The sequence below is a fragment of the Sinorhizobium sp. B11 genome (assembly GCA_039725955.1).
Taxonomy (GTDB): Bacteria; Pseudomonadota; Alphaproteobacteria; order Rhizobiales; family Rhizobiaceae; genus Rhizobium.
This window is the reverse complement of record CP091034.1, coordinates 3,738,142-3,759,247: the sequence shown is the minus strand read 5'-3', so window position 1 is coordinate 3,759,247 and position 21,106 is coordinate 3,738,142. Positions and strand designations below refer to the sequence as shown.

22 protein-coding genes and 1 riboswitch are annotated in these 21,106 nt (G+C 60.7%); of the genes, 16 read left to right on the top strand and 6 right to left on the bottom strand.

Features of this window, described 5'->3' with window-relative positions; all coding sequences use genetic code 11:
- Positions 1-14: 14 nt before the first annotated feature.
- Positions 15-1,610 (top strand): inorganic phosphate transporter, encoded by a 1,596-nt coding sequence (locus LVY75_28680; protein XAZ22747.1) that lies wholly within the window; start codon positions 15-17, stop codon positions 1,608-1,610.
- 12 nt (positions 1,611-1,622) lie between these two features.
- Here LVY75_28680 and LVY75_28675 read toward each other — a convergent pair whose 3' ends face one another.
- A complete protein-coding gene (locus LVY75_28675) occupies positions 1,623-3,194 on the bottom strand; it encodes an EAL domain-containing protein (protein ID XAZ22746.1) in 1,572 nt (523 codons plus the stop codon).
- Positions 3,195-3,429: 235 nt separating this feature from the next.
- Between LVY75_28675 and LVY75_28670 the strand changes: the two genes are divergently transcribed.
- The 4 genes from LVY75_28670 to LVY75_28655 all read left to right on the top strand — a co-directional run bounded on the left by LVY75_28670 (position 3,430) and on the right by LVY75_28655 (position 6,126).
- Positions 3,430-3,672: a hypothetical protein gene (locus LVY75_28670; GenBank protein ID XAZ22745.1), complete on the top strand. Its 243-nt coding sequence runs from the start codon at positions 3,430-3,432 to the stop codon at positions 3,670-3,672.
- Between the two features lie 60 nt (positions 3,673-3,732).
- A complete protein-coding gene (locus LVY75_28665; protein ID XAZ22744.1) occupies positions 3,733-4,083 on the top strand; it encodes a hypothetical protein in 351 nt (116 codons plus the stop codon).
- 112 nt (positions 4,084-4,195) lie between these two features.
- A complete protein-coding gene (locus tag LVY75_28660; GenBank protein ID XAZ22743.1) occupies positions 4,196-5,689 on the top strand; it encodes a CHASE3 domain-containing protein in 1,494 nt (497 codons plus the stop codon).
- Positions 5,686-6,126 carry a response regulator gene (locus LVY75_28655; protein XAZ22742.1) on the top strand — a complete coding sequence of 147 codons (441 nt, stop codon included), beginning with the start codon at positions 5,686-5,688 and terminating at the stop codon, positions 6,124-6,126. The genes LVY75_28660 and LVY75_28655 overlap by 4 nt, the downstream gene beginning before the upstream one ends.
- 279 nt (positions 6,127-6,405) lie before the next feature.
- Here the strand turns inward: LVY75_28655 and LVY75_28650 are convergent, their stop codons facing one another.
- Entirely contained in the window at positions 6,406-6,951 is a 546-nt protein-coding gene (locus LVY75_28650; GenBank protein ID XAZ22741.1) for a histidine phosphatase family protein, read from the bottom strand.
- Between the two features lie 106 nt (positions 6,952-7,057).
- Positions 7,058-7,132, top strand: a riboswitch (cobalamin riboswitch).
- 50 nt (positions 7,133-7,182) lie between these two features.
- Here LVY75_28650 and LVY75_28645 point away from each other — a divergent pair.
- From LVY75_28645 to LVY75_28635, 3 genes are all read left to right on the top strand, one after another.
- Entirely contained in the window at positions 7,183-7,392 is a 210-nt protein-coding gene (locus LVY75_28645; protein ID XAZ22740.1) for a CbtB-domain containing protein, read from the top strand.
- Positions 7,393-7,509: 117 nt separating this feature from the next.
- The gene (locus LVY75_28640) at positions 7,510-8,244 is read left to right on the top strand and encodes a CbtA family protein (protein ID XAZ22739.1); all 735 of its coding nucleotides are present in this window, start codon (positions 7,510-7,512) and stop codon (positions 8,242-8,244) included.
- A 73-nt stretch (positions 8,245-8,317) separates the two neighbouring features.
- A complete protein-coding gene (locus tag LVY75_28635; protein XAZ22738.1) occupies positions 8,318-8,923 on the top strand; it encodes a hypothetical protein in 606 nt (201 codons plus the stop codon).
- On the opposite strand, the gene LVY75_28630 is transcribed toward LVY75_28635, so the two are convergent.
- Positions 8,908-9,570, bottom strand: a complete 663-nt coding sequence (locus tag LVY75_28630; GenBank protein ID XAZ22737.1) for a sulfite oxidase-like oxidoreductase — start codon at positions 9,568-9,570, stop codon at positions 8,908-8,910. The two genes, LVY75_28635 and LVY75_28630, sit on opposite strands and share 16 nt — an antisense overlap.
- Positions 9,571-9,821: 251 nt before the next feature.
- Between LVY75_28630 and LVY75_28625 the strand changes: the two genes are divergently transcribed.
- The 4 genes from LVY75_28625 to LVY75_28610 all read left to right on the top strand — a co-directional run bounded on the left by LVY75_28625 (position 9,822) and on the right by LVY75_28610 (position 13,856).
- Positions 9,822-11,555, top strand: a complete 1,734-nt coding sequence (locus LVY75_28625; GenBank protein ID XAZ22736.1) for a sensor histidine kinase — start codon at positions 9,822-9,824, stop codon at positions 11,553-11,555.
- Positions 11,552-12,907: a sigma-54 dependent transcriptional regulator gene (locus tag LVY75_28620; protein ID XAZ22735.1), complete on the top strand. Its 1,356-nt coding sequence runs from the start codon at positions 11,552-11,554 to the stop codon at positions 12,905-12,907. The genes LVY75_28625 and LVY75_28620 overlap by 4 nt, the downstream gene beginning before the upstream one ends.
- Before the next feature lie 121 nt (positions 12,908-13,028).
- A complete protein-coding gene (locus tag LVY75_28615; GenBank protein XAZ22734.1) occupies positions 13,029-13,352 on the top strand; it encodes a metalloregulator ArsR/SmtB family transcription factor in 324 nt (107 codons plus the stop codon).
- A gap of 57 nt (positions 13,353-13,409) precedes the next feature.
- Positions 13,410-13,856, top strand: a complete 447-nt coding sequence (locus LVY75_28610; protein ID XAZ22733.1) for an SRPBCC family protein — start codon at positions 13,410-13,412, stop codon at positions 13,854-13,856.
- Positions 13,857-13,894: 38 nt separating this feature from the next.
- On the opposite strand, the gene LVY75_28605 is transcribed toward LVY75_28610, so the two are convergent.
- Positions 13,895-14,083 (bottom strand): hypothetical protein, encoded by a 189-nt coding sequence (locus LVY75_28605; protein ID XAZ22732.1) that lies wholly within the window; start codon positions 14,081-14,083, stop codon positions 13,895-13,897.
- Here LVY75_28605 and LVY75_28600 point away from each other — a divergent pair.
- The 4 genes from LVY75_28600 (at position 14,064) to LVY75_28585 (ending at position 18,392) form a co-directional block, all read left to right on the top strand.
- Entirely contained in the window at positions 14,064-15,047 is a 984-nt protein-coding gene (locus tag LVY75_28600) for a tripartite tricarboxylate transporter substrate binding protein BugD (protein ID XAZ22731.1), read from the top strand. The genes LVY75_28605 and LVY75_28600 overlap by 20 nt on opposite strands.
- Positions 15,048-15,147: 100 nt before the next feature.
- Positions 15,148-15,609: a tripartite tricarboxylate transporter TctB family protein gene (locus LVY75_28595; protein ID XAZ22730.1), complete on the top strand. Its 462-nt coding sequence runs from the start codon at positions 15,148-15,150 to the stop codon at positions 15,607-15,609.
- Between the two features lie 9 nt (positions 15,610-15,618).
- Positions 15,619-17,124 carry a tripartite tricarboxylate transporter permease gene (locus LVY75_28590; GenBank protein ID XAZ22729.1) on the top strand — a complete coding sequence of 502 codons (1,506 nt, stop codon included), beginning with the start codon at positions 15,619-15,621 and terminating at the stop codon, positions 17,122-17,124.
- 92 nt (positions 17,125-17,216) lie between these two features.
- Positions 17,217-18,392 carry a M20 family metallopeptidase gene (locus tag LVY75_28585; GenBank protein ID XAZ22728.1) on the top strand — a complete coding sequence of 392 codons (1,176 nt, stop codon included), beginning with the start codon at positions 17,217-17,219 and terminating at the stop codon, positions 18,390-18,392.
- A 6-nt stretch (positions 18,393-18,398) separates the two neighbouring features.
- Here LVY75_28585 and LVY75_28580 read toward each other — a convergent pair whose 3' ends face one another.
- Both LVY75_28580 and LVY75_28575 read right to left on the bottom strand, forming a co-directional pair.
- Positions 18,399-20,186, bottom strand: a complete 1,788-nt coding sequence (locus tag LVY75_28580) for an adenine deaminase (protein ID XAZ22727.1) — start codon at positions 20,184-20,186, stop codon at positions 18,399-18,401.
- Positions 20,183-21,103: a nucleoside hydrolase gene (locus tag LVY75_28575; protein XAZ22726.1), complete on the bottom strand. Its 921-nt coding sequence runs from the start codon at positions 21,101-21,103 to the stop codon at positions 20,183-20,185. Before LVY75_28575 ends, LVY75_28580 begins: the two co-directional genes overlap by 4 nt.
- Positions 21,104-21,106: the final 3 nt, after the last annotated feature.

Below are 21,106 nucleotides of genomic sequence, written 5' to 3'. Positions count from 1 at the left end.
CAAGGAACTATGCCATGGCCGATATTGCCCCCAGCCATAGCGACGCTTCCCATCCGCTGCATCACTCGAACTCCTCCGGCAAATGGTTTCTGCCGGTGTTCGGGCTCGTTGTTGTTTGCGGTCTCGGATATGTCGCCTATGCCCTCGCCCGTGATCTGACTGCCGCAGTTGCCGTTCCCTGGTTACTTCTCGGTCTTGCGCTGTTGATCGCGCTCGGCTTCGAGTTCGTCAACGGTTTTCACGATACTGCGAATGCGGTGGCAACCGTCATCTACACGCGCTCCATGCCGGCGGAGTTTGCCGTCATCTGGTCGGGTTTCTTCAATTTCCTCGGCGTTCTGACGTCGACCGGCGCCGTCGCTTTCGGCATTCTGGCGCTGCTGCCGGTCGAGCTCATCCTGCAGGTCGGTTCCGGGTCCGGTCTTGCGATGGTCTTTGCACTGTTGATCGCGGCGATCCTCTGGAACCTCGGCACCTGGTATCTCGGCCTGCCGTCATCGAGTTCGCACACGCTGGTCGGCTCGATCATCGGCGTCGGCCTCGCTAACCAATTCCTGGCGCCGGCAGGGTCCGCTACCAGTGGTGTGGACTGGTCGCAGGCGACGAATATCGGTCTGTCGCTGCTGATCTCGCCGGTCATCGGCTTCGGTCTCTCCGCCATTCTGCTGCTGGTCCTGAAATTCCTCGTGCGCAAGCCCGAACTCTATCAGGAACCGAAGGGCAACCAGCCGCCGCCGTTGTGGATCCGCGCCATCCTGATCTTCACCTGCACGGGCGTCAGCTTCGCCCACGGCTCGAATGACGGCCAGAAGGGCATGGGCCTCATCATGCTCATCCTCATCGGTCTCGTGCCGACCGCCTTCGCGCTGAACCGCACGCCTGACGTCAACTATCTCGAAGCCTACAAGTCGGCTTCGGCACAGGTGGAAACGGCACTCGGCAAGTATGTGAAGCCGGGTGTGACTGTTGGCGATTACAAGGCCGAGATCAGCAATGCCGTCAAGAACAAGGTCTGGACGGATGCGACCACGCCGGCGCTGCAGGAATATATCCATCAGACAAGCGCTGAAGCGGCTGCCTTCCCGACGCTGGAAGCCGTTCCGACAAATCTTGTCGGCAACATCCGCAACGACATCTATCTGATCGGCGAAGCGCTGAAGCTCATCGACAAGCAGAAGCTGTTGCCGATGGACGCGACCGATCTGAAGGCGGTCACCGCCTATCACGCCTCGGTCGACAATGCGACGAAGTTCATTCCGCTGTGGGTGAAGGTCGCGGTGGCGCTGGCTCTCGGCCTTGGCACGATGGTCGGCTGGAAGCGCATCGTCGTCACCGTTGGCGAAAAGATCGGCAAGACGCATCTAACCTACGGACAGGGTGCTGCTGCGGAAGTCGTCGCCATGGTGACGATCGCCTCCGCGGACCACCTCGGCCTGCCGGTTTCGACCACGCATGTGCTGTCGTCGGGCGTTGCCGGCACGATGGCTGCGAATGGGTCGGGCCTGCAATGGTCGACCGTGCGCAATATGATCATGGCCTGGGTGCTGACGCTGCCGGCCTCGATCGCGATCGCCTTCCTGCTGTTCGTGATCCTGCGTCAGGTTTTCTAGGTCTGAGCCTGGTCAGGCCGTAGAGGCCAGACCAGCATTTTGACTTTCGATAAAGATGCCCGCCTCTGCGGCGGGCATCGCCTTGCCGAAGAGATAGCCCTGGCCGATATCGCAGCCGAGCTGCAGCAGATACGCGAGCTGGACGTGCTCCTCGATACCTTCCGCCGTTGTCTTGATGTTGAGGCTCCTGCCGAGTGCGAGCATGGCACGGACGATCTTGTCCTGCTTTTCGTCCTCGCGGCAGGTTGCGATGAAGCTCTTGTCGATCTTGATTTTGTCGAAGCGGTAGCGGGCGAGCTGCGCGAGGCTCGAATAACCCGTGCCGAAGTCGTCGAGTGCGATCTGCACACCTGCCTCGTGCAGTTCATCGAGAATATGGGCAGCGATCGCCGGATCCTGGATCAGCGCGTTTTCGGTAATTTCCACCTCGAGCCGTTTCGCCGGCAGACGACTTGCTATCAGCACCTTGAGAATGCGCGAGGTAAGCAGCTTGTCTTCCATCTGCACCGGCGAAACATTGAAGGACAGCCTGACATGGTCGGGCCAGTCCAGCGCATCGTGGCATGCCTGGGTCAGGAGGTTTTCGAACAGTTCGGTGATCATGCCGGTTTCTTCGGCAATGCCAATGAAGACAGGCGGCGGGATGTTCATGCCGTCTTCATCGGTCCACCGCGCAAGCGCCTCGAAGCCGCAGAGCCTGCCGCTCCTAAGATCGATCAGCGGCTGGTAGTGGATCTTGATGGCCTTGCTTTGAATGGCTCCGCGCAGTTTTGTTTCCAGCGATGCGCGTTCCGTCACCCTGTCCTGCATGGATGGTTCAAAGATCAGATTGTGATTGGGGCCGCGCGATTTCGCCTCGTACATGGCAAGATCGGCGCGATGGGCAGCATCCTCCAAAGGTTCGGCGCCCTCGTTCCAGCGATCGTAGCCGACGCTGGCACCGACCTCGACAGCAAAGCCATCGATCAGGATCGGGCGGGTAACCGCCTGGATGAGCACTTTGGCGAACCATTCCTCGCGGGCTGCTGTAAGGCCGAGGGCAATGATGATGAATTCATCGCCGCCGAAACGATAGACGCAATCGGCATTGCCAAGTGCACAAATGCGCTTGGACACTTCCACCAGCAAGACGTCGCCGCCCTTATGGCCGACAAGATCGTTGACCTTCTTGAAGCCGTCGAGGTCGACGGAGAAGATCGTGACATTGCTGCTGGATTCTTCGGGAATATTGCCCTGTGTATCGGAGAGCTTCGGCAAAATCTTGCGCTCGAAGGCGTAACGGTTCGGAAGCTTCGTCAGATGATCATGGGTGGCCGTCCAGTCGGCGCGCGCCTGGGCGGCATCGCGAAGCTGCATCTCCTTGCGAAGGTCGGCGATGCGCAACACGGAATAGATGAAGCTCATACCGCCGGCGATGCCGAGAGCGAGCACAAACTTGTCTGCGCCGTAATTTTCGAAACGGCTCATGAAGGTGACGAGCCAGCTATCGACATCAAGCAGGGCACCCGAAATCCACAACGCCGCACCAAGCGCCATGATCGTCAGGCATTGCCTTCCCGCCCTGCTCCTGAAGAACTCCAGCATCCGTTTCTCCATCTCCACCCGGCGCCGGAAATATCATCAAATTCTGAAATGTTTATTGAAACCTGAAGGCGAATTGTCGGGGCTCTGCCAGCAGCCGACGGCGAATCCGCGGACAATGAGGCTACATTTCGTGCCGGGAAACGGCTTTCGAGATACGAAGCCGGATGCCAAATTTACTGCTTGTTGAAACCTTTGACCGCTTGCCGCTTTATGCTTTCGCAACGGATGCAAGCGGATGTCTCTCTTCTATTTCAAGACTATAGACAATGACGGCACGGTTCCCGGTGACCTGCCGTTCGAATTTGCCGACCTATTCGCCGCCGTGGAGGAGGCAAAGCATGTGCTGGCGGAAATGGCGCTCGACGGCTTGCCGCAATGGCCGGGCGGATCGCTGGGCATCGAAGTGCAGAACGGCGACCGCTCTCCGATCGTGCGGCTGAAGCTGGAGCTGAAAGTCGACTACATCCGGCCGCCCTGAACGGAACCAATGTTGCTTCCAAGCCGTTGACCGGGACCATCCACGAGAGAGGACAATCTCATGCAACTTGTCGGCACTCAAGTCATACCCGCCTATGGCGGCAAGGGCGGTTTCACGGTCGAGTTCGTGGGCGACGGCGGCGAGGTCGTCTCCGTGCAGATCAAGAACGACCGCGGGCAGCAATTGAACCGGCTGAACGCGGTTGAAAAGGCGAGGGAAGTGATGAGCCGTTTTGCTACGGCGGAGATCCGCGACGAGGACACTCGCCCCAGCGTGCTCCGGACTGCCCGTGCGGCGGGTGATCAGGGAACGATGGAAGAGCAGCTTGACGAAGGGCTGGAAGGCACATTCCCCGCCAGCGATCCAGTCTCGGTCACCAACACCGCAATCCCCAAGGGCAGCAAGCACTGATCTGTCCATTCATGGCCGCACCGGCAGAAGGCGCCCTGTGATCATCAGCTTGATCGCAGGGCGTTTTTCGGTCACAGGTACTTTAGAACCAGAAGCTCAAAGATCGCTCTTTATGCCCTCCTCAAATGCCCCTTTCGTGCGCTCCGCGCTGATCATGCTTGCGCTCGGTGTGTTGATCCTGACGTTGATTGTCGGGACCTCGCTCTGGCTTGTTCGGGAAAACAGCGTCTATTCCGATGAGGTGGCGCAGATACGTCAGGTGCGCAGCGCGGCCGCCGATCTGCTATCGACGCTGCAGGACGCCGAGACCGGCCAGCGCGGCTTTCTGCTGACGCTGGATCGGAAATACCTCGATCCCTACAATGCAGCGATTGAAAGTCTCTCGGAGCGGCGTCAGCGGTTGCGGGACGCCACCAATGATGCCTTGCGCTACAGCGGAAGCATGGCTTCTCTTGATAATGCGATCGACGCCAAGCTCAAGGAGCTTTCATCGACCATTACGCTCGCCTCGCAAGGGCAGATGGCGGATGCACTTGCCATCGTCCGCGGCGATGCCGGCAATGCAGCAATGGCGGTGGCACGCTCGACGCTCACCGGTCTCATCGCTTCGACAGACGATCGGCTGCGGGTTGTCGTTACGGAACAATTGAATGGGGCCGCCAATCTGCAATGGGTCACGGTTGGCGGCGCAATTGCCATTGTCATCGTCGTCGGTGGCGCCATCCTCATCATCGTCCAGCACGTGCGAGAACTTTCGCGGGCGCAGAGGGAGCTCGAAGTGCTCAATGTCGGGCTGGAAGAGCGCGTGAGCGAGCGCACCGAAGATCTTATGCGGGCGAACCAGGAAATCCAGCGTTTCGCTTATATCGTCACGCACGATCTCCGCGCGCCGCTCGTCAACATCATGGGCTTTCTGAGCGAACTGGAAACCAGCCTGAAGGCCGTAACCGCTTATGTTGTTGCAGATGACAGAGCGCCGAGCGAAGAGGAAATCAGGGAGGCGCGGCTTGCGGTGCAAGAAGACCTACCGGAGGCAATGAATTTCATTCGCTCCTCCACGCGCAAGATGGACTCGCTGATCAATGCCATCCTGAAGATTTCGCGAGACGGCCGGCGCAAGCTTGCTCCGGAGCGCATCGATCTCAAAGCGTCGCTCGAAACGGCGGCCGCGAGCGTCCAGCATCAGATCGCCGCTTCCGATGGAACGGTGGAAATCGACGTGCGCGTGCCTTCGCTTGTGACGGACCGCTTCTCGCTCGACCAGATTTTCGGCAATATCTTCGACAACGCAGTAAAATATCGTTCGCCGGCCCGGCCGCTCGATTTGCGGGTGAGGGTAGTGCCGGCAGGCAAAGGGCGTGTCCAGGTCGACATCAAAGACAATGGCCGCGGTATTGGAAAGGCGGATCTGGAGCGGGTATTCGAGCTTTTCCGACGCGCCGGCGAGCAGGACCAGGCGGGTGAGGGCATCGGGCTTGCCTATGTGCGCTCGTTAATACGAAATTTGGGAGGCGATGTTACGGTCGATTCGGCCGAAGGCGTCGGAAGTACATTTACACTCGTACTGCCGGCAGACCTCAGCGCGATTATAAAGGCAGAAACATGAAAGCTACCGGCAAAGAAGTCACCATCGTCATGATCGAGGACGATGAGGGGCATGCCCGTCTCATCGAGAAGAACGTGCGCCGCGCAGGCGTCAACAACGAGATCGTGCCGTTTACCAACGGCACCAGCGCTCTCGATTTTATTCTCGGAGCGGATCGCAGCGGCGAAGTGAGCCGCGACCGCTATCTTCTCGTTCTGCTTGACCTGAACCTGCCGGATATGTCGGGCATCGATATTCTCGAGAAGATCAAGGGCAACGAGCATACCAAGCGTCTGCCGGTGGTGATCCTGACGACGACCGACGATGAGCGTGAAATCCAGCGCTGCTACGATCTCGGCGCCAATGTCTACATTACCAAGCCGGTCGATTACGACAATTTCGCTCACGCGATCCGCCAACTCGGCCTGTTCTTTGCGGTCATCCAGATCCCGCAATAAGCCGGCAAAGAGAAAGGCGAGCAGCCTTAGCACGCTCGCCTTTGACGTACTCTGACAGTTCAGGCGACATTGATCAGCAATGGTACGCTGATCATGATGCCGACGAGAACGGCGACGACAGTTGCGACACGCACGATGCGAATACGCCGCGTGCGCTCCCCACTCCAGTCATAGGTCATTTTTCGTCTCCTCGGGGAAGGGCGTAGAGTCCGGAACTCCGGGTTCAATATGTATGACTGTGTTTGCTTGTGTAAGGCTGGACTAATTTACGAGGATTGTTCAGAAACGCAGTGACCAGCGGCGACCGTCATGCGTCATGCGCACCATGCCGAGCGGCTGGACATCGATGGTCCAGAAGGAGGCGAACGGCGCCTTCAGCACGTCCAGGATCGCAGCGCGGATGACGGTTGCGTGGGTGACCGCAACGACATGGCCGCCGAGCGGCATTTCCTCGTTCATCCAGCCGGCGACGCGCTTGCAAAGCTGTTCCAGGCTCTCACCCTGATGAGGAGAAGCCTCGGGATCGGACATCCAGAGGGCAAGATTTTCCGGTTCTTCGGAGTGAAGGCTCATGAGCGGCTTGCCGGTCCAGCGTCCGTAGTCGCAATCCCTGAGCGAAGGGGCACGGGTCGCGTCGAAGCCCAGCATCTGCGCCGTCTGCAGGGCGCGCAGCGCCGGGCTCGCGAATACCCTATCCGCCCGCCCAGGCGCCGGCAACATGGCCTCGCTCAGCGCCTGTTCCTCCAGCGGTTCGTCCGTGGGAAACGAAGCGGTGCGATTTGCCGCCGTGGCACCGTGGCAGATCCATGTGAGGCGGGTGGTCACTTTGCTCGGCGCCCTCCGGATATAGGGCGGGATGACCGCCGCCCGCATATGAAGTTTCGTTGACAGTATCTTTGACGAACAGATATAACCGTGACGTTGCGGGTTTGGAAGCCGGTGAAAGTCCGGCGCGGTCGCGCCACTGTGACCAGCGTGTCGAAATTCTTCGCGTTGGAAGTCAGACCCTGCCGCACGCAAGATCTTCGACTGAACGCGTCATTCCAGGAGGAATACATGTCTGACACCACTTTTGCGCCCGTCGCAGCCCCCGCACCGATTCCGCTTGGCCAGATCATGCCCTGGGCGATCTTCGGCGGCCTGCTGATGTTGATTGCCATCTATTTCGTCGGCACCGAAGAGGGTGCGATGGCGCTCTTCAACGGCATGTATGTGCATGAATTCGTTCATGATGCTCGCCACCTTCTCGGCTTCCCCTGCCACTAAAGCGCGTCGCGATCTTCCGGATCCGCCCGATACGTTATAGATTTTTGTTTTCTTGCATGTCGTCATCGCAAAGCCGATGAACGCTTTTGCGCGACATGCTTTAGGGGAGTGTCTCACATGGTTGGAAATCTTCTGCTTCGCGGCATGATCGCGGGCGCGATTGCCGGCATCCTCATTTTCGCCTTTGCGCGCCTTTTCGGCGAACCGCTCGTCGATGCGGCGATTGCCTTCGAGGAAGCGACGGCGCAGGCTGCAGGTACCGCTGCCGAGCCTGAAATCGTCAGTCGCGCCATCCAGGCAGGGCCTGGGCTTCTTGTCGGCGTCATGGCCTATGGCGTTGCCGTCGGCGGGTTGTTTGCGCTTGTCTTCGCCTTCGTGCATGGCCGCTTCAGCAGCCTCTCGGCACGCGGCACGTCAGCCGTTATCGCCGCAGCTGCTTTCGTCGCCATCGTTATCGTTCCGGCCATCAAATATCCGGCCAATCCGCCGGCTGTCGGAAACTCGGATACGATCGGCGTGCGCACCGAGCTGTTCTTCCTGATGATCGTCGTTTCGATTGCTTCGCTGGTCGCGGCCGTCGCAATTGCCCGCAGTCTGGCGGCACGTTACGGCTCATGGAATGGGGCGATCGTTGCGGGTGTTCTCTTCGTCGTCTTCATTGGTCTGGTGGAATATTTGCTGCCGCCAATCAATGAAGTGCCGGAGAATTTCTCGGCGACGGTCCTATGGCGCTTCCGCATGACCACGCTCGGCATGCATATGATCCTCTGGTTGGTGCTCGGTCTTGCTTTTGGCGCACTGGCTGAGAAGCGTCTTGGAGCGAAGAGCGGGTTGCGCCCCGCCTATCGATAAGGTGCGGTAGAGGGAGCTTGCTGCTCCCTCTTTCCTCGCGAGCCAGCGGCTTGTGCTCGGAGTTAGACCCTTTATGAAGAACGTGTTGCGCGCCTTCTGTTTCGGCCTTGCCATGCTCACTGCGGGCGGTGCATTCGCGCATGGCCCCAGTGGCGAGGGCAGTCATTCCGGCCTGCCGGTGCCCGAGATCTCGCATGGCGAGATGGCGGTAATCTCCGGCTATCGCAGCCGTATCATGGATCTCGCCTCACGGGCGGTGTATACAAGCGAGCCATTTCGGCGTGTGCTGAACTATGCGGAAATCCAGTATTCCTACTGTCTCTGGGGCCGGATGCCGGGCAGCGTTACGGATGAGGAAAGCCCGTTCAACGAATGTGCCCATGCCTACCTGGCAGCGACCAAGGCGGTGCTGCTCGCCATGCGCGGCATGCCCCAGCAGGCTATGGCGGCTGGTGAAATCGCGTCGGCTGTCGATGTCGATATGGTCCAGCGCGGGCTCTCGCTCGTGACCTGCCGGTTCAGTGGCGAGGGTTTCAACACGGCTGATGTCGTGCGCCCGCGCTGGAGCGAAATTCCACTTCATCCGGCGAGCATGGCCTCGCTCACCGGATTTGCGTTGATCCTCGTCGCGGGGGTCTTTCTTCTCAGACGGCTTCTTCGGGTTCAGTCATCGGAATAGCGCTGCTCGCGCCACGGATCACCATACATATGGTAGCCGTTCTTTTCCCAGAAGCCGGCCTTGTCTGCTGGCAGCAGATCGATGCGGCGCAGCCATTTGGCGCTTTTCCAGAAATAGAGATGCGGCACGACGAGACGCATCGGTCCGCCGTGGTCACGGGTAAGCGGCTGACCCTCCCATGATGTGGCGAGAATGGCATCCTCGGCGGCGAAATCGGAAAGCGGCAGGTTGGTCGTATAGCCGTCGTAGCTTGTCAGCATGACGTAACCGGCTTCCGCCTTCGGCATTGCGAGATCGAGCAGGTCCCGGGTCGAAACACCCTTCCACTTGTTGTCGTAGCGCGACCATGTCGTCACACAATGGATGTCGGAGACTATCCTGCTTTGTTCCAGTTTCTGGAAGGCGGCCCAGGAAAGGTCGAGCGGCGTCTCGACCAGTCCGCGAACTTCCAGCTTCCAGCTATCGACGGAAACGATCGGCTGCTGGCCGAGGTCGAGCACCGGCCAGTTCTTGACCAGATGCTGGCCCGGCGGCAGGCGCTCCGTTTCCGGGCGGCTGATACGGCCGGTCAGGAATTTTCCCTCCGCAGCCCAGCGGCGTTTGGAGGTGGTGAGCTTGCTGTCTTCGGGAATCTGGTCGTCGCTCATGGCAGTCTCCTTGCGGCGCGGCAATCAGACATGCGCATCTGACATGTGTCAAGTTTCGGCACCTCTTGGAAATCTCCACCGCGCTCATTACAGTTGAAGCCGCCGGGTTATGCCTCCACGGGGAGCGGAGGCGGAAAGGGAGGAGCGAGACCCTGTCTTCGCGCTATCGTATCATTGCGGCGCTTTGCGCCGCACCCCTACTGATTTTCGCTTTCTTCTATTATGGGAGCGCCGTCGCCACGCGCGCCTATATGGGTGAAGCCTCGGCACAGGCGGGTACGGCGCTCCGGCTCGCTGTCTCGGCGCTGAGTGGACATCTCAGCCGTTACGAAGCCCTGCCGGCACTGATTGCCGACCACGAGGATATCAAGGAGCTGGTGAGCCGGCCGGACGACCGTCCTTTACGGGACAATGCCAATCTCTACCTCAAGGAAATCAACGGGCTGCTGAAATCCTCCGATATCTACGTGGTGCGGCCGGATGGGGAGACGATCGCCGCCAGCAATTATGATGGCCCGGGCAGTTTCGTCGGCGAGAATTTCAGCTACCGTCCCTATTTCCAGGAGGCGATCGGCGGGCATCAGGCCCGTTTCTATGCCCTTGGTACAACCTCGCTGAAGCGCGGCTATTATTTCTCCTCGCCGATCCGGGTGGATGGCGAGATCCGCGGCGTCATCGTGTTCAAGGTTGATATCGACGTCATCGAATCCTCCTGGAGCGGCGGTGAATATCGCATCTTCGTCTCCGACCCCGAGGGCATCATCTTCATGTCCGATAGTCCGGACTGGCTCTATGGGGCGATCCTGCCGCTGAGTTCGGATCGGGTGGCACGCACCGAGGCCTCGCGGCGCTATGCCAATGCGCGGCTCGTCGAACTGCCGGTTATCCGCCATCGATTCGAAGAGCATGATCTGATGACGTTGGCGAGCGATCGCGGTCAAAGCGAATATCTCGTTCTTTCGCACTACATGCCGGCTGAAGACTGGACTGTAAACGTGCTCATGGACACGAGTTCCATCCGTGCGCAGGCCCGAACCGCACTTGTTGTCATCTTCCTCATTCTCTGCATTGCTGCTCTGACATTTGCCATTCTTCGGCAGCGCCGGATGCGTCTTGCAGAGCGGCTACAGCTGCAGGCCGAGGCGCGAAACCAGCTGGAACGGCGTGTCGAGGAACGCACGGCGGATCTTGCCCGCGTCAACAGCCGCATCGAGGAAGAGATTGCCGAGCGACGCCTGACCGAGCAGCAGCTGCGCCAGACACAGGCTGACCTCATCCAGGCTGGAAAGCTTGCCGGCCTCGGTCAGATGTCGGCGGCGCTTTCGCATGAGTTCAACCAGCCGCTCGCCGCCGCCAAGACCTATACGGACAGTGCCGCCGTGCTGCTGGAGCGCGGGCGCACGGAGGAGGCACAGGACAATATCCAGCGTATCGGCGGCCTGATCGACCGTATGGCTTCGATCAGCCGGCACCTGCGCAATTTTGCACGCAAACCCAATGAGAAGCTCGGCCCCGTGCCGCTCGACGAGGCGATCCGCGACACCCTGGAGATCATCGCCTGGCGGCTCAAGGCCGCGGATGCCGATCTGCGGCTGCATCTTGGAGCCCGGCCGCCAGTGGTCAAGGCCGGCTCGGTGCGTCTGCAGCAGGTGTTGGTCAACGTGATTTCGAATGCTGCGGATGCCGTCGAGGGGCTGGAAAACCGGTGCATAGAGGTTTCGGCTATCGAGGAGGCAGGCAGGGTGGTGTTGACCGTTCGCGATCATGGACCTGGTGTGCCGGCGGCAATTGCCGAGCGCATCTTCGATCCGTTCTTCACGACCAAGGGCGTCGGCAAGGGGCTCGGCCTCGGGCTCTCCATCTCCTACAACATCATCAAGGATTTCGGTGGCAGCCTGACCGTCTCCAACCATCCGGAGGGCGGGGCCGTGTTTCGCATCGAGCTTTCGGCTGCGGCGGGCTCGATGCCGGAGGCGGCTGAATGAACGAACAGAAGATATTGCTCGTCGATGACGAGGAGGAGTTACGCCGCTCGACGGCACAGGCACTGGAACTTTCGGGCTTTAACGTCGAAACCTTCTCCAATGCGGATCATGTGCTGGAACTGATCGGCTACAGTTTTCCCGGTGTCGTCGTGACCGATATCCGCATGCCGGGCATGGACGGCATGACGTTGATGCAGAAGATCCGTGAACTCGATACCGAGGTGCCCGTCATTCTCGTCACCGGCCACGGCGATGTGCAGCTTGCCGTGAAGGCGATGCGCGAGGGCGCCTATGACTTCATCGAGAAGCCGTTCACGCCGCAGATGCTCGCCGGCGTCATCCGCCGTGCCATGGAACGGCGTAGCCTCGTGCTGGAGAACCGATTGCTTAAGGCCGTTGCCGGCAAGCGCGACGATATTGAGGCAAGGCTGCCGGGGCGAACGCAGATCATGGTCGATCTGCGCTACCGTATCCGTGCAATCGGGGCGAGTGACGCCGATACGCTTGTGGTCGGCGACACCGGCGTCGGCAAGGAAGTGGTGGCACGCGCGATGCACGATATCAGCGCACGGGCCAGTCGACCCTTTATCGCCATCAACTGTGCGGCACTTCCGGCAAACCTGATCGAAAGCGAGCTCTTCGGGCACGAGGCCGGTGCCTTTCCGGGGGCTGTGCGACCGCGTTACGGCAAGTTCGAGCATGGGCGGGGCGGCACCATCCTGCTTGACGAGATCGGCTCCATGCCGTTCGATCTGCAGGCGAAGTTCCTCCGCGTGCTGCAGGAGAGAATGATTTCCCGCCTCGGATCGAATGAAACCGTACCGCTCGACGTGCGGTTCATCGCCACAAGCAAGGTCGATCTTGAAGCGGAAGTCGCTTGCGGCCGATTCCGCGCCGATCTCCTCTACCGCCTGAACGTTGCGACCATTCATGTGCCGTCGCTTTCGCAACGCCGGGCCGATGTGCCGCTGCTCTTCATGCAACTCGTCAGGGAGGCGGCCGCGCGTTATGGCAAAGACGACATGGCCGTGCCGCCGGATGTGATTTCGGATGTCGCCCAGCGTGACTGGCCAGGCAATGTCCGTGAATTGCGCAACGCCGCTGACCGCTTCGTGCTCGGACTCGATGGCGGCGGCAGGCAGGCCGAAGCTGCGGGGCTTGCCGAGCGTGTGGCGGAATTCGAGCGCGGCGTCATCGCCAGTGCACTTGTCGCACATAACGGCAGCCTCAGGCCGGTCTATGAATCGCTCGGCATTTCGCGCAAGACGCTTTACGAGAAGATGCAGAAATACGGCCTCGACAAGAAGCTTCTGGCCAATGAGATGGCCGGCGAGATGCGCCGCGAGCTTTGATCCCGTGAAGACTTGATCCTGAACGCGCCTGTTTAGGTGTCTTTCGTGATTCCTATCTTGACAGGCAACCATTTGGTTGCCTATAAGATCGCAATAGGCAACCAAATGGTTCCATATCTAGATGGATGAAGATGCGGTTTTTCGAGCTCTGGCGGATGGCAGCCGGCGACGGCTACTCGATCGCCTGCATGCGCGCAACGGCCAGACGCTCGGCGAATTGTGTGAAGGGCTGGAGATGACGCGTCAGGCAGTGACGAAGCATCTCGGCATTCTCGAAGAAGCAAACCTCGTCTCCACGCGCCGGCAGGGGCGCGAGAAGCTGCACTACATCAATCCGGTTCCGATCAACGAGATCGCGGACCGCTGGATCAGCAAATTCGAGCGCCGTGCATTAGAGGCGCTCTCCGATCTCAAGAAGAGCCTCGAAGGCAGCAAGGACGAATGAGACGTCCAGCCTGCCGGCGAGGGTGTGACCAAGCCTTGGCCAAAAGGGAGTATCATCATGGCAGGCAGCGCATTCAACTACGTCACCTATATCCGCACCACACCGGATCAACTCTGGTCGGCCCTTACGACGACGGAATTCATGAAGAAATTCTGGCTCGGGGTGCAGTTCGAAACCGATTGGAAGGCCGGTTCTGCCTGGCAGATGCGCTATTCCGACGGAACTGTCACCGATACAGGCGAAATCCTTGAATTCGATCCGCCCAAGCGGCTCGTCCTGAAGTGGCATAACGAGTTCAGGCCGGAGCTTAAGGCAGAAGGATTTTCTGAATGTGTGATCGAACTCGAGCCGGTCGGTGAGGCGGTAAGGCTAACGCTGACGCATTCGATGCCGGTAGAGGGCTCCAAGTTCATCGGCGCGGTCTCTGGCGGGTGGCCACAAATTCTCTCCAACCTCAAATCGCTGCTCGAAACGGGCGAGGTCGTTCTGCCGCCGAACCGGTGAGCAGCGAGCGATGGGTGGATTTCCACCCATCGCTTTAATCATTTGTTTCCAAATCGACCCATGTTGCGGCGCACTGGCGCAAAATCCTTATTCCTTCCTGCGTGCGGCAATTGAAGGCGCAGCGTCACGGCCTGCAAATGGGTCATCCGGGCCGGTGCGGAGGATGCGCCGGCGGGACGAATCCATTTTTCATCAGGGAGGAAAACGATGAAAATCCTGAAGGCCATGCTCGGCGCCACTGCCGCCGCTGCCGTTTCGCTTCTTTCGTATGCCGCTTCGGCCCAGACCTATCCTGAGCGCACGATCACCATGGTTGTCCCTTTCGCCGCCGGCGGCCCGACAGATACTGTTGCGCGCCTTGTTGCTGAATCCATGTCGAAGGATCTCGGCCAGCAGATCGTCGTCGAAAACGTCGGCGGCGCCGGTGGCACGCTTGGCGCCGGCCGCGTTGCCGATGCTGATCCCGATGGCTATACGATCCTGCTGCATCACATCGGTATGGCGACGAGCGCCACGCTTTACCGCAAGCTTGCCTACGATACGCTTGGAGCGTTCGACTATGTCGGTCTCGTCACCGATGTTCCCATGACGATCGTTGCCCGCAAGGATTTCGAACCGGCCGATCTCAAGAGCCTGATCGATTATGTGAAGGCGAACAAGGACAAGGTCACCGTCGCCAATGCCGGTATCGGCGCCGCATCCCACCTGTGCGGCATGATGTTCATGAGTGCCATCCAGACGCCACTGACGACCGTTCCCTACAAGGGAACCGGCCCGGCGATGACCGATCTTCTCGGCGGCCAGGTCGATATCATGTGCGACCAGACGACCAATACGACGAAGCAGATCAAGGGCGGCACGATCAAGGCCTATGCCGTGACCTCGCCGGCTCGCCTCGATGTGCTCAAGGACATCCCGACCGCTGTCGAAGCCGGCCTGCCGGGCTTCGAAGTCGGCATCTGGCACGGCATCTATACGCCGAAGGGTACGCCGGCTGAAATCAACGAGCGCCTGTCGAAGTCGTTGCAGGTCGCGCTGAAGGATCCGAACGTCGCTGCTCGCTTCGCCGAACTCGGCACGGCTCCCTCTTCGGACGCTGAAGCAACGCCGGCTGCACTGAAGGCGAAGCTCGAGAGCGAAATCGCCCGCTGGAAGCCTGTCATCGAAGCAGCCGGCGAATACGCGGACTGAGCCTGACTGCGACATTCGCACCCTCCTCCCGGCCGGGAGGAGGGTGTTTGCGCAGTCCGATATCAGCGGCGACGCTCCATCTCCAACACCAGGAGACACTATGAAATCCCTCAGTTTCGACACCACCAATGTCATCTGCGGCGCATTGCTCGCCGCAACCGGTGCCTTCTTTGCCTATCAGTCGCTGGACCTCGATCTCGGTACGGCGTTGCGCATGGGCCCGGGTTATTTCCCACTTGTTCTCTCGGGCATTCTCGTCCTGCTCGGCCTTGTCATTCTCGTTCAGGCCGTGCGGGTTCAGGGTGAGCCGATCGAACCATTCGCCTGGCGCGGTATGCTCTTCATCCTGCCGGCACCGGTCTTCTTCGGATTGACGGTGCGTGGGCTCGGTTTTGCTCCGGCAATTTTCCTGACGGCCTTCATCGCTTGCTTTGCGTCCAGTCGCATGAATGTGCTGTTAGCGCTGGTTCTTTCGCTGCTGCTGACGATCTTTTCGGTTGCGGTTTTCAGCTATGCGCTCGGGCTGCCTTTCGAACGTTTCGGCCCTTGGGTTCGGTTCTAGGAGGCGGGTATGGAACTTTTCAGCAATCTCGCTCTCGGTTTCTACACGGCGGCAAGCCCGGAAAATCTGCTTTTCTGCCTGATCGGTGTGCTGCTCGGCACGCTGATCGGCGTGCTCCCGGGCATTGGTGCGACGGCAACGATCGCCATGCTGCTGCCCATCACCTTCCAGCTTGAACCGGTCTCCTCGCTCATCATGCTGGCCGGTATCTATTACGGTGCCCAATACGGCGGCTCGACGACGGCGATCCTCATCAACATGCCGGGCGAATCCTCTTCTGCCGTGACTGCCATCGATGGCTATCAGATGGCGCGGAAGGGCAGGGCCGGCGCGGCGCTCGCCATTGCTGCGCTCGGCTCCTTCTTCGCCGGCTCGGTCTCGACCTTTCTCGTGGCGGTTTTCGCGCCACCGCTGACCGCGATCGCGCTGCAATTCGGCTCGGCGGAATATTTCTCGCTGATGATCGTCGGCCTCGTTTCTTCCATCGCGCTTGCGCATGGCTCGGTCGTCAAGGCGCTGGCGATGGTGGCGCTCGGGCTGCTGCTCGGTCTCGTTGGCACGGATATCTATACCGGCACGCCGCGCTTCACGCTCGGCATTCGCGAATATGCCGACGGACTGAACTTCGTGGCGCTTGCTGTCGGTGTCTTCGGCATTGCGGAAATCCTGCGCAATCTGGAAGGGGAGAAGACCCGCACCGTGCTGATGGCAAAAGTCTCGGGGCTGTTGCCATCCAAGGAAGAATTCAAGGAGATGATCGCGCCGATCATTCGCGGCACGGTGATCGGCTCGGCGCTTGGCATCCTGCCGGGTGGCGGGGCAATCCTCGCTTCTTTCGCTTCCTATACAGTTGAAAAGCGCGTTTCCAAGAAGCCGGAGGAATTTGGTCACGGAGCGGTTGCGGGCGTCGCTGGGCCGGAATCGGCCAACAATGCGGGCGCGCAGACCTCGTTTATTCCGCTCTTGACGCTCGGCATTCCAGCGAACCCTGTCATGGCGCTGATGGTCGGCGCGATGATCATCCAGGGCATCGTGCCGGGACCGAACGTGGCGACGGAACAGCCGGCGCTGTTCTGGGGCATCATCGCTTCCATGTGGATCGGCAACCTGATGCTCGTCATCCTCAACCTGCCGCTAATCGGCCTGTGGGTGAAGCTGTTGACGGTGCCTTACTACGTGCTCTTCCCCATCATCATGGCCTTCTGCTCGATCGGGGTCTACAGCGTCAATTCCAACGTCTACGACCTCTATGCCGTCGCCTTCTTCGGCCTCATCGGTTATGTGCTCGCAAAACTCCGCTGCGAGCCGGCGCCGTTGCTGCTCGGCTTCGTGCTCGGGCCGCTGCTCGAGGAAAACCTGCGGCGTGCCATGATTCTGTCGCGCGGCGACGCGACGACCTTCGTCACACGGCCGATCAGCGCCATCCTGCTGACGATTGCAGTAGCTGTGCTAATCATCGTCTTCCTGCCGAGCGTCAAGCGCAAGCGCGAAGAGGTCTTCGTCGAAGAGGCATGAGGGCTTGCGCTCCAGGCCCGTTTGTTGAAAAAAGAACGATCTGATGCGGGCGCCGTCGGGCGCCCGTTTCGCTTGACAGGATATCCAGGCTCATGAGCATTCCCGCCCGGATCAGCAACGATCTGCCTTTTCTCACCACCCTTCGCCGCGATCTGCATGCCCATCCCGAGCTGGGATTCGAGGAGGAGCGCACCAGCGATATCGTTGCCAAGCTCCTCAAAGAGGCGGGCATCCAAGTGCACCGCGGCCTCGGTGGAACCGGTGTCGTCGGAACGCTGCAGATCGGCAATGGCACGCGCACGATAGGGCTGAGAGCAGACATGGATGCGCTCGCCATGCCGGAGACGTCGGATCGTCCTTACAAGTCGACCGTGCCGGGCAAGATGCATGCCTGCGGTCATGACGGGCATACGGTGATGCTGCTTGGCGCGGCACGGCATCTGGCTGAAACGCGCGGTTTTTCCGGCACTGTCCATTTCATCTTCCAACCGGCCGAAGAGGGCCGTGGCGGTGCGAAGCGCATGGTAGAGGAGGGTTTGTTCAAGCAATTTCCCTGCGATGCCATCTATGGGCTGCACAATATGCCGGGGCTCGCGGTCGATGAAATTGCCGTTGTCGAGGGGCCGCAGCTTGCGTCTTCGGACAGCTGGCGCGTCCGCTTCCGTGGGACGGGCACCCACGGCGCAAAGCCGCATCTCGGCCGCGACCCGATTACCGCTGCCGGAACCTTCCTGTCATCGCTACAAACTATCGTCGGGCGCGTCGTTGATCCGCTTCAGCCAGCCGTCGTCAGCGCCTGCTCGGTCCAGGCCGGCAACCCGAAGGCCTTGAACGTCATCCCCGACATTGTCGAGATCGGCGGGACGGCGCGGGCTTATGCGCCCGAAGTACGCGATCAGCTTGAGGCCGAAATCGGCCGTCTGGCGCGCGGCACGGCCGCCATGTTCGGCATTTTGGCAGATTATGAATTCGAGCGCCGCATTCCGCCGGTCGTCAATGATGCGGATGCGGCGGCGCGAGCGCTTGGTGCCGCACAGGCAGTGTTCGGCGAAAAGGTGCGTAGCAGCTTTCCGCCGTCGACTGCCGGGGATGATTTCGCTTTCTTCGGAAAAAATGCGCCCGGCTGTTATGTCTGGCTCGGCAATGGCCCGGCCGTCGATGGAGCACTGCATCACAATACGGCCTACGACTTCAACGACGAGGCGCTGGGATATGGTGTGGCTTACTGGGTGTCACTGGTGGAGCGAGAGCTCAAGGCTGAGGCGTAGGTCGCCTCAGAAGGTTTCCAGAATTGGGTTTTCCAATACCTTGCCAGTGGTGACATCGGCAATGCCGCGGTCGGTCTGGTGGGGGCCGATATTGCAGGCAAGCGTGGCCCCGAAGCACGCCTTGAAGACCAGGTAGGGCGGCTGCCAGTCGACGATTTTCTCCATGGCCTTGCGGATGCCGGCGAAGCCTTCGGCGGTTACCTGCAGGCGGGCATCAGTTACAAGGCCGGAGAGCGGCAGGGGCAGCAGGGCCTCTATGCGGCCGTCCTTTGCGACGGCCATGCCGCCGCCGGCTTCGATGACAGCGTTTGCCGCAATCGCCATATCTTGCGCATTTCCGCCGAAGACGGTGAGGTTATGGCTGTCGTGCGAGACGGTGGTACAGAAGGCGCCGCGCCACTCACCCCAGCCGGTCAGGAAGCCGACACGCGGCTTGCCGTCAGCCAACCCGTGACGATGTGCAACTGCTATCATGGCGCTGCCGGCCGGCGGCACAACGAAGCCGTCGCGGACATCGGCAACTGCTTCGCCCCACTGCGTAAAACGTGGACGGTCGATCGTCGCAAGGCGGAGTTTGGTGCCGTTGGCGGGAATGCGGAATTCGTCTTCGGCAAGCGCTGCGAGCTTGACCGAATGCATGAGCGGTGTGGCATCGAGCGGTTGGATCGGATCCTTGACCGCGCCGTTCTCGGCAACCAGCCGACCGCCGGCGATGACGGCCCGGGCGGTAAAATCGGTCATGTCCTCGAATAGTACGAGATCGGCGCGGCGACCGGGTGCGATCAGCCCGAGGTCGGTACGCTTCATGCGCTGTGCGGCGTTGAAGGTGGCGGCGCGCAGTGCCCATTCCGGGCGCATGCCGTAGCGGACGAGGCGGCGCAGGACATCATCGAGGCCGCCATTCTGATAGAGTTCATCGGGAAAGACATCATCGGTACAGAGCGTGACCGTCGGCGGAAGGTGGCCGATGTCGTTCAACGCCTCGACGAATTCCTCCAGCAGATGATCGTGCGAGCCGCGCAGCTCGATCGTCAGGCCGGCGGCCAGCTTCTGCAGCAGATCGGCGCCTGATGTCAGCTCGTGATCGGAGGTGATGCCGGCGGCCATGAAAGCGTTGAGGTCGGCACCGTCAAGCCCGCGGGCATGGCCGCAGACGAGCTTGCCGGAGGCAAGACCTGCATTGACGATATCGGTCATGCGCGGATCGCCGTCGATGACGCCCCGCATGTTCATGACCTCTGCCACGCCGCCGATCGCCGGTGAGCGCAGCAGCTCGGCGATAACGGCGGCGTCGAAGTCTGCTCCTGCCAGCTCAAGTCCGGGTGCTGACGGCACGCAAGAAGGGGCAAGCAGGATCATGCGCAGCGGCAGATTGCGTGAGGCTTCGATCGCCCAGCGCACGCCGTCCAGGCCGTGGACGTTGCCGAATTCATGCGGATCCCAGACGATCGTCGTCACACCGCGCGGCAACACAGCTTCGGCATATTCAGCCGGCGTAACCATCGAGCTTTCGATATGCATATGCGTATCGATGAGGCCGGGAGAGATGATGGCGCCCGTTGCATCGAGCACTTTCGCGGCATCGGTGCGGCTTGCCGGCGCATGAACACTTGCGATCATCGCACCGACGAGGCCGATATCAGCCTCACGGATCAGGCCGGTGACGGCATCGAGGATGCGGCCGCCGGTGACAAGCACATCGAAGGCACTGTCGCCGCGCGCGGCCGCCACGGCGCGGGCGCGCAATGCCGGTTCGTTGAGATCGGCGGGTTCCTGGCGCGGGTTTGCAGTCATTTGCGGGCCTCATTGACCAGGGCGGCGAGAATTATGACACGCGCCATATCGGCATCGATGTCAGCGGCGAACTCAGCGTTGAACGCTGCGTGGGTGGCGCGGGTTTCAACGACGGTGCGACCGCGCGTATATTGCCCCTGCAGTTCCGCATCGATGCGGGCAGGGCGAAAGCTCACCGCCTGCGGGGCGACGAAGGCGACGGCGGCAGAGGGATCGTAGATCGCCATGGCAGGACGGCCGCGGCTGGTGCCAATCCTGATGTAGCCGGCAAACATATCGGCGATCAGCTCGGCATTGACACCACCGGCGGTACGGACCGGATCGGCATCCTCAGGTTTTGCCAGAACCTTGCGGCAAAGGTCGAGATCGACCATGCGCAGCGGCAGATTGTGGGCGATGACGATTGCCAGTGCTTCGGGGTCGGCGAGCGCATTGAATTCCGCCGAGGCCGTGTGGTTGCCGATGGTGACGCCGCCGCCCATCCAGACGAGTTCGGTGATGCGGGCGGCGAGATCGGGGCGGGCGAGCGCCAGTGCGGCGATATTCGTCAGCGGCCCGAGCGCCAGGATACGATGAGGGCCTTCCAGTTCAAGCCAGCGGCAAAGGGCGATAAAGGCGTCGCTGTCTGGCAGGCTCGGGGCCGGCGGCAGGTGCCTGCCCGTTGTCGGGATACCGCTCTCGCCGAGCACCGCCTGTGCCGTCTCGAGCTTGCCGAGAACGGGCATCTCGCGGCCGATGTGGATTGGGAACGTCCACCCGAAAGCCTTGGCGGCTCCCGCCGCATTGGTGCACACCTGCGACAGCGGCGTATTGCCGAAAACCAGCGAGACACCATCAATGTCGAGTTCGGCGTTCGTCACCACCATGATGGCGGCGATATCGTCGAACCCCATATCCGTGTCGATCCAGACGCCCATGAT

Coding starts and splice junctions, on each gene's coding strand:
- LVY75_28670 (XAZ22745.1), top strand. CDS start 3,430: ATGTCTCTCTTCTATTTCAAGACTATAGACAATGACGGCACGGTTCCC.
- LVY75_28595 (XAZ22730.1), top strand. CDS start 15,148: ATGAAATCCCTCAGTTTCGACACCACCAATGTCATCTGCGGCGCATTG.
- LVY75_28615 (XAZ22734.1), top strand. CDS start 13,029: ATGGATGAAGATGCGGTTTTTCGAGCTCTGGCGGATGGCAGCCGGCGA.
- LVY75_28655 (XAZ22742.1), top strand. CDS start 5,686: ATGAAAGCTACCGGCAAAGAAGTCACCATCGTCATGATCGAGGACGAT.
- LVY75_28630 (XAZ22737.1), bottom strand. CDS start 9,570: ATGAGCGACGACCAGATTCCCGAAGACAGCAAGCTCACCACCTCCAAA.
- LVY75_28635 (XAZ22738.1), top strand. CDS start 8,318: ATGAAGAACGTGTTGCGCGCCTTCTGTTTCGGCCTTGCCATGCTCACT.
- LVY75_28610 (XAZ22733.1), top strand. CDS start 13,410: ATGGCAGGCAGCGCATTCAACTACGTCACCTATATCCGCACCACACCG.
- LVY75_28590 (XAZ22729.1), top strand. CDS start 15,619: ATGGAACTTTTCAGCAATCTCGCTCTCGGTTTCTACACGGCGGCAAGC.
- LVY75_28680 (XAZ22747.1), top strand. CDS start 15: ATGGCCGATATTGCCCCCAGCCATAGCGACGCTTCCCATCCGCTGCAT.
- LVY75_28645 (XAZ22740.1), top strand. CDS start 7,183: ATGTCTGACACCACTTTTGCGCCCGTCGCAGCCCCCGCACCGATTCCG.
- LVY75_28585 (XAZ22728.1), top strand. CDS start 17,217: ATGAGCATTCCCGCCCGGATCAGCAACGATCTGCCTTTTCTCACCACC.
- LVY75_28600 (XAZ22731.1), top strand. CDS start 14,064: ATGAAAATCCTGAAGGCCATGCTCGGCGCCACTGCCGCCGCTGCCGTT.
- LVY75_28665 (XAZ22744.1), top strand. CDS start 3,733: ATGCAACTTGTCGGCACTCAAGTCATACCCGCCTATGGCGGCAAGGGC.
- LVY75_28640 (XAZ22739.1), top strand. CDS start 7,510: ATGGTTGGAAATCTTCTGCTTCGCGGCATGATCGCGGGCGCGATTGCC.
- LVY75_28575 (XAZ22726.1), bottom strand. CDS start 21,103: ATGGGCGTCTGGATCGACACGGATATGGGGTTCGACGATATCGCCGCC.
- LVY75_28605 (XAZ22732.1), bottom strand. CDS start 14,083: ATGGCCTTCAGGATTTTCATCGTTTTCCTCCCTGATGAAAAATGGATT.
- LVY75_28625 (XAZ22736.1), top strand. CDS start 9,822: ATGGGTGAAGCCTCGGCACAGGCGGGTACGGCGCTCCGGCTCGCTGTC.
- LVY75_28660 (XAZ22743.1), top strand. CDS start 4,196: ATGCCCTCCTCAAATGCCCCTTTCGTGCGCTCCGCGCTGATCATGCTT.
- LVY75_28580 (XAZ22727.1), bottom strand. CDS start 20,186: ATGACTGCAAACCCGCGCCAGGAACCCGCCGATCTCAACGAACCGGCA.
- LVY75_28620 (XAZ22735.1), top strand. CDS start 11,552: ATGAACGAACAGAAGATATTGCTCGTCGATGACGAGGAGGAGTTACGC.
- LVY75_28675 (XAZ22746.1), bottom strand. CDS start 3,194: ATGCTGGAGTTCTTCAGGAGCAGGGCGGGAAGGCAATGCCTGACGATC.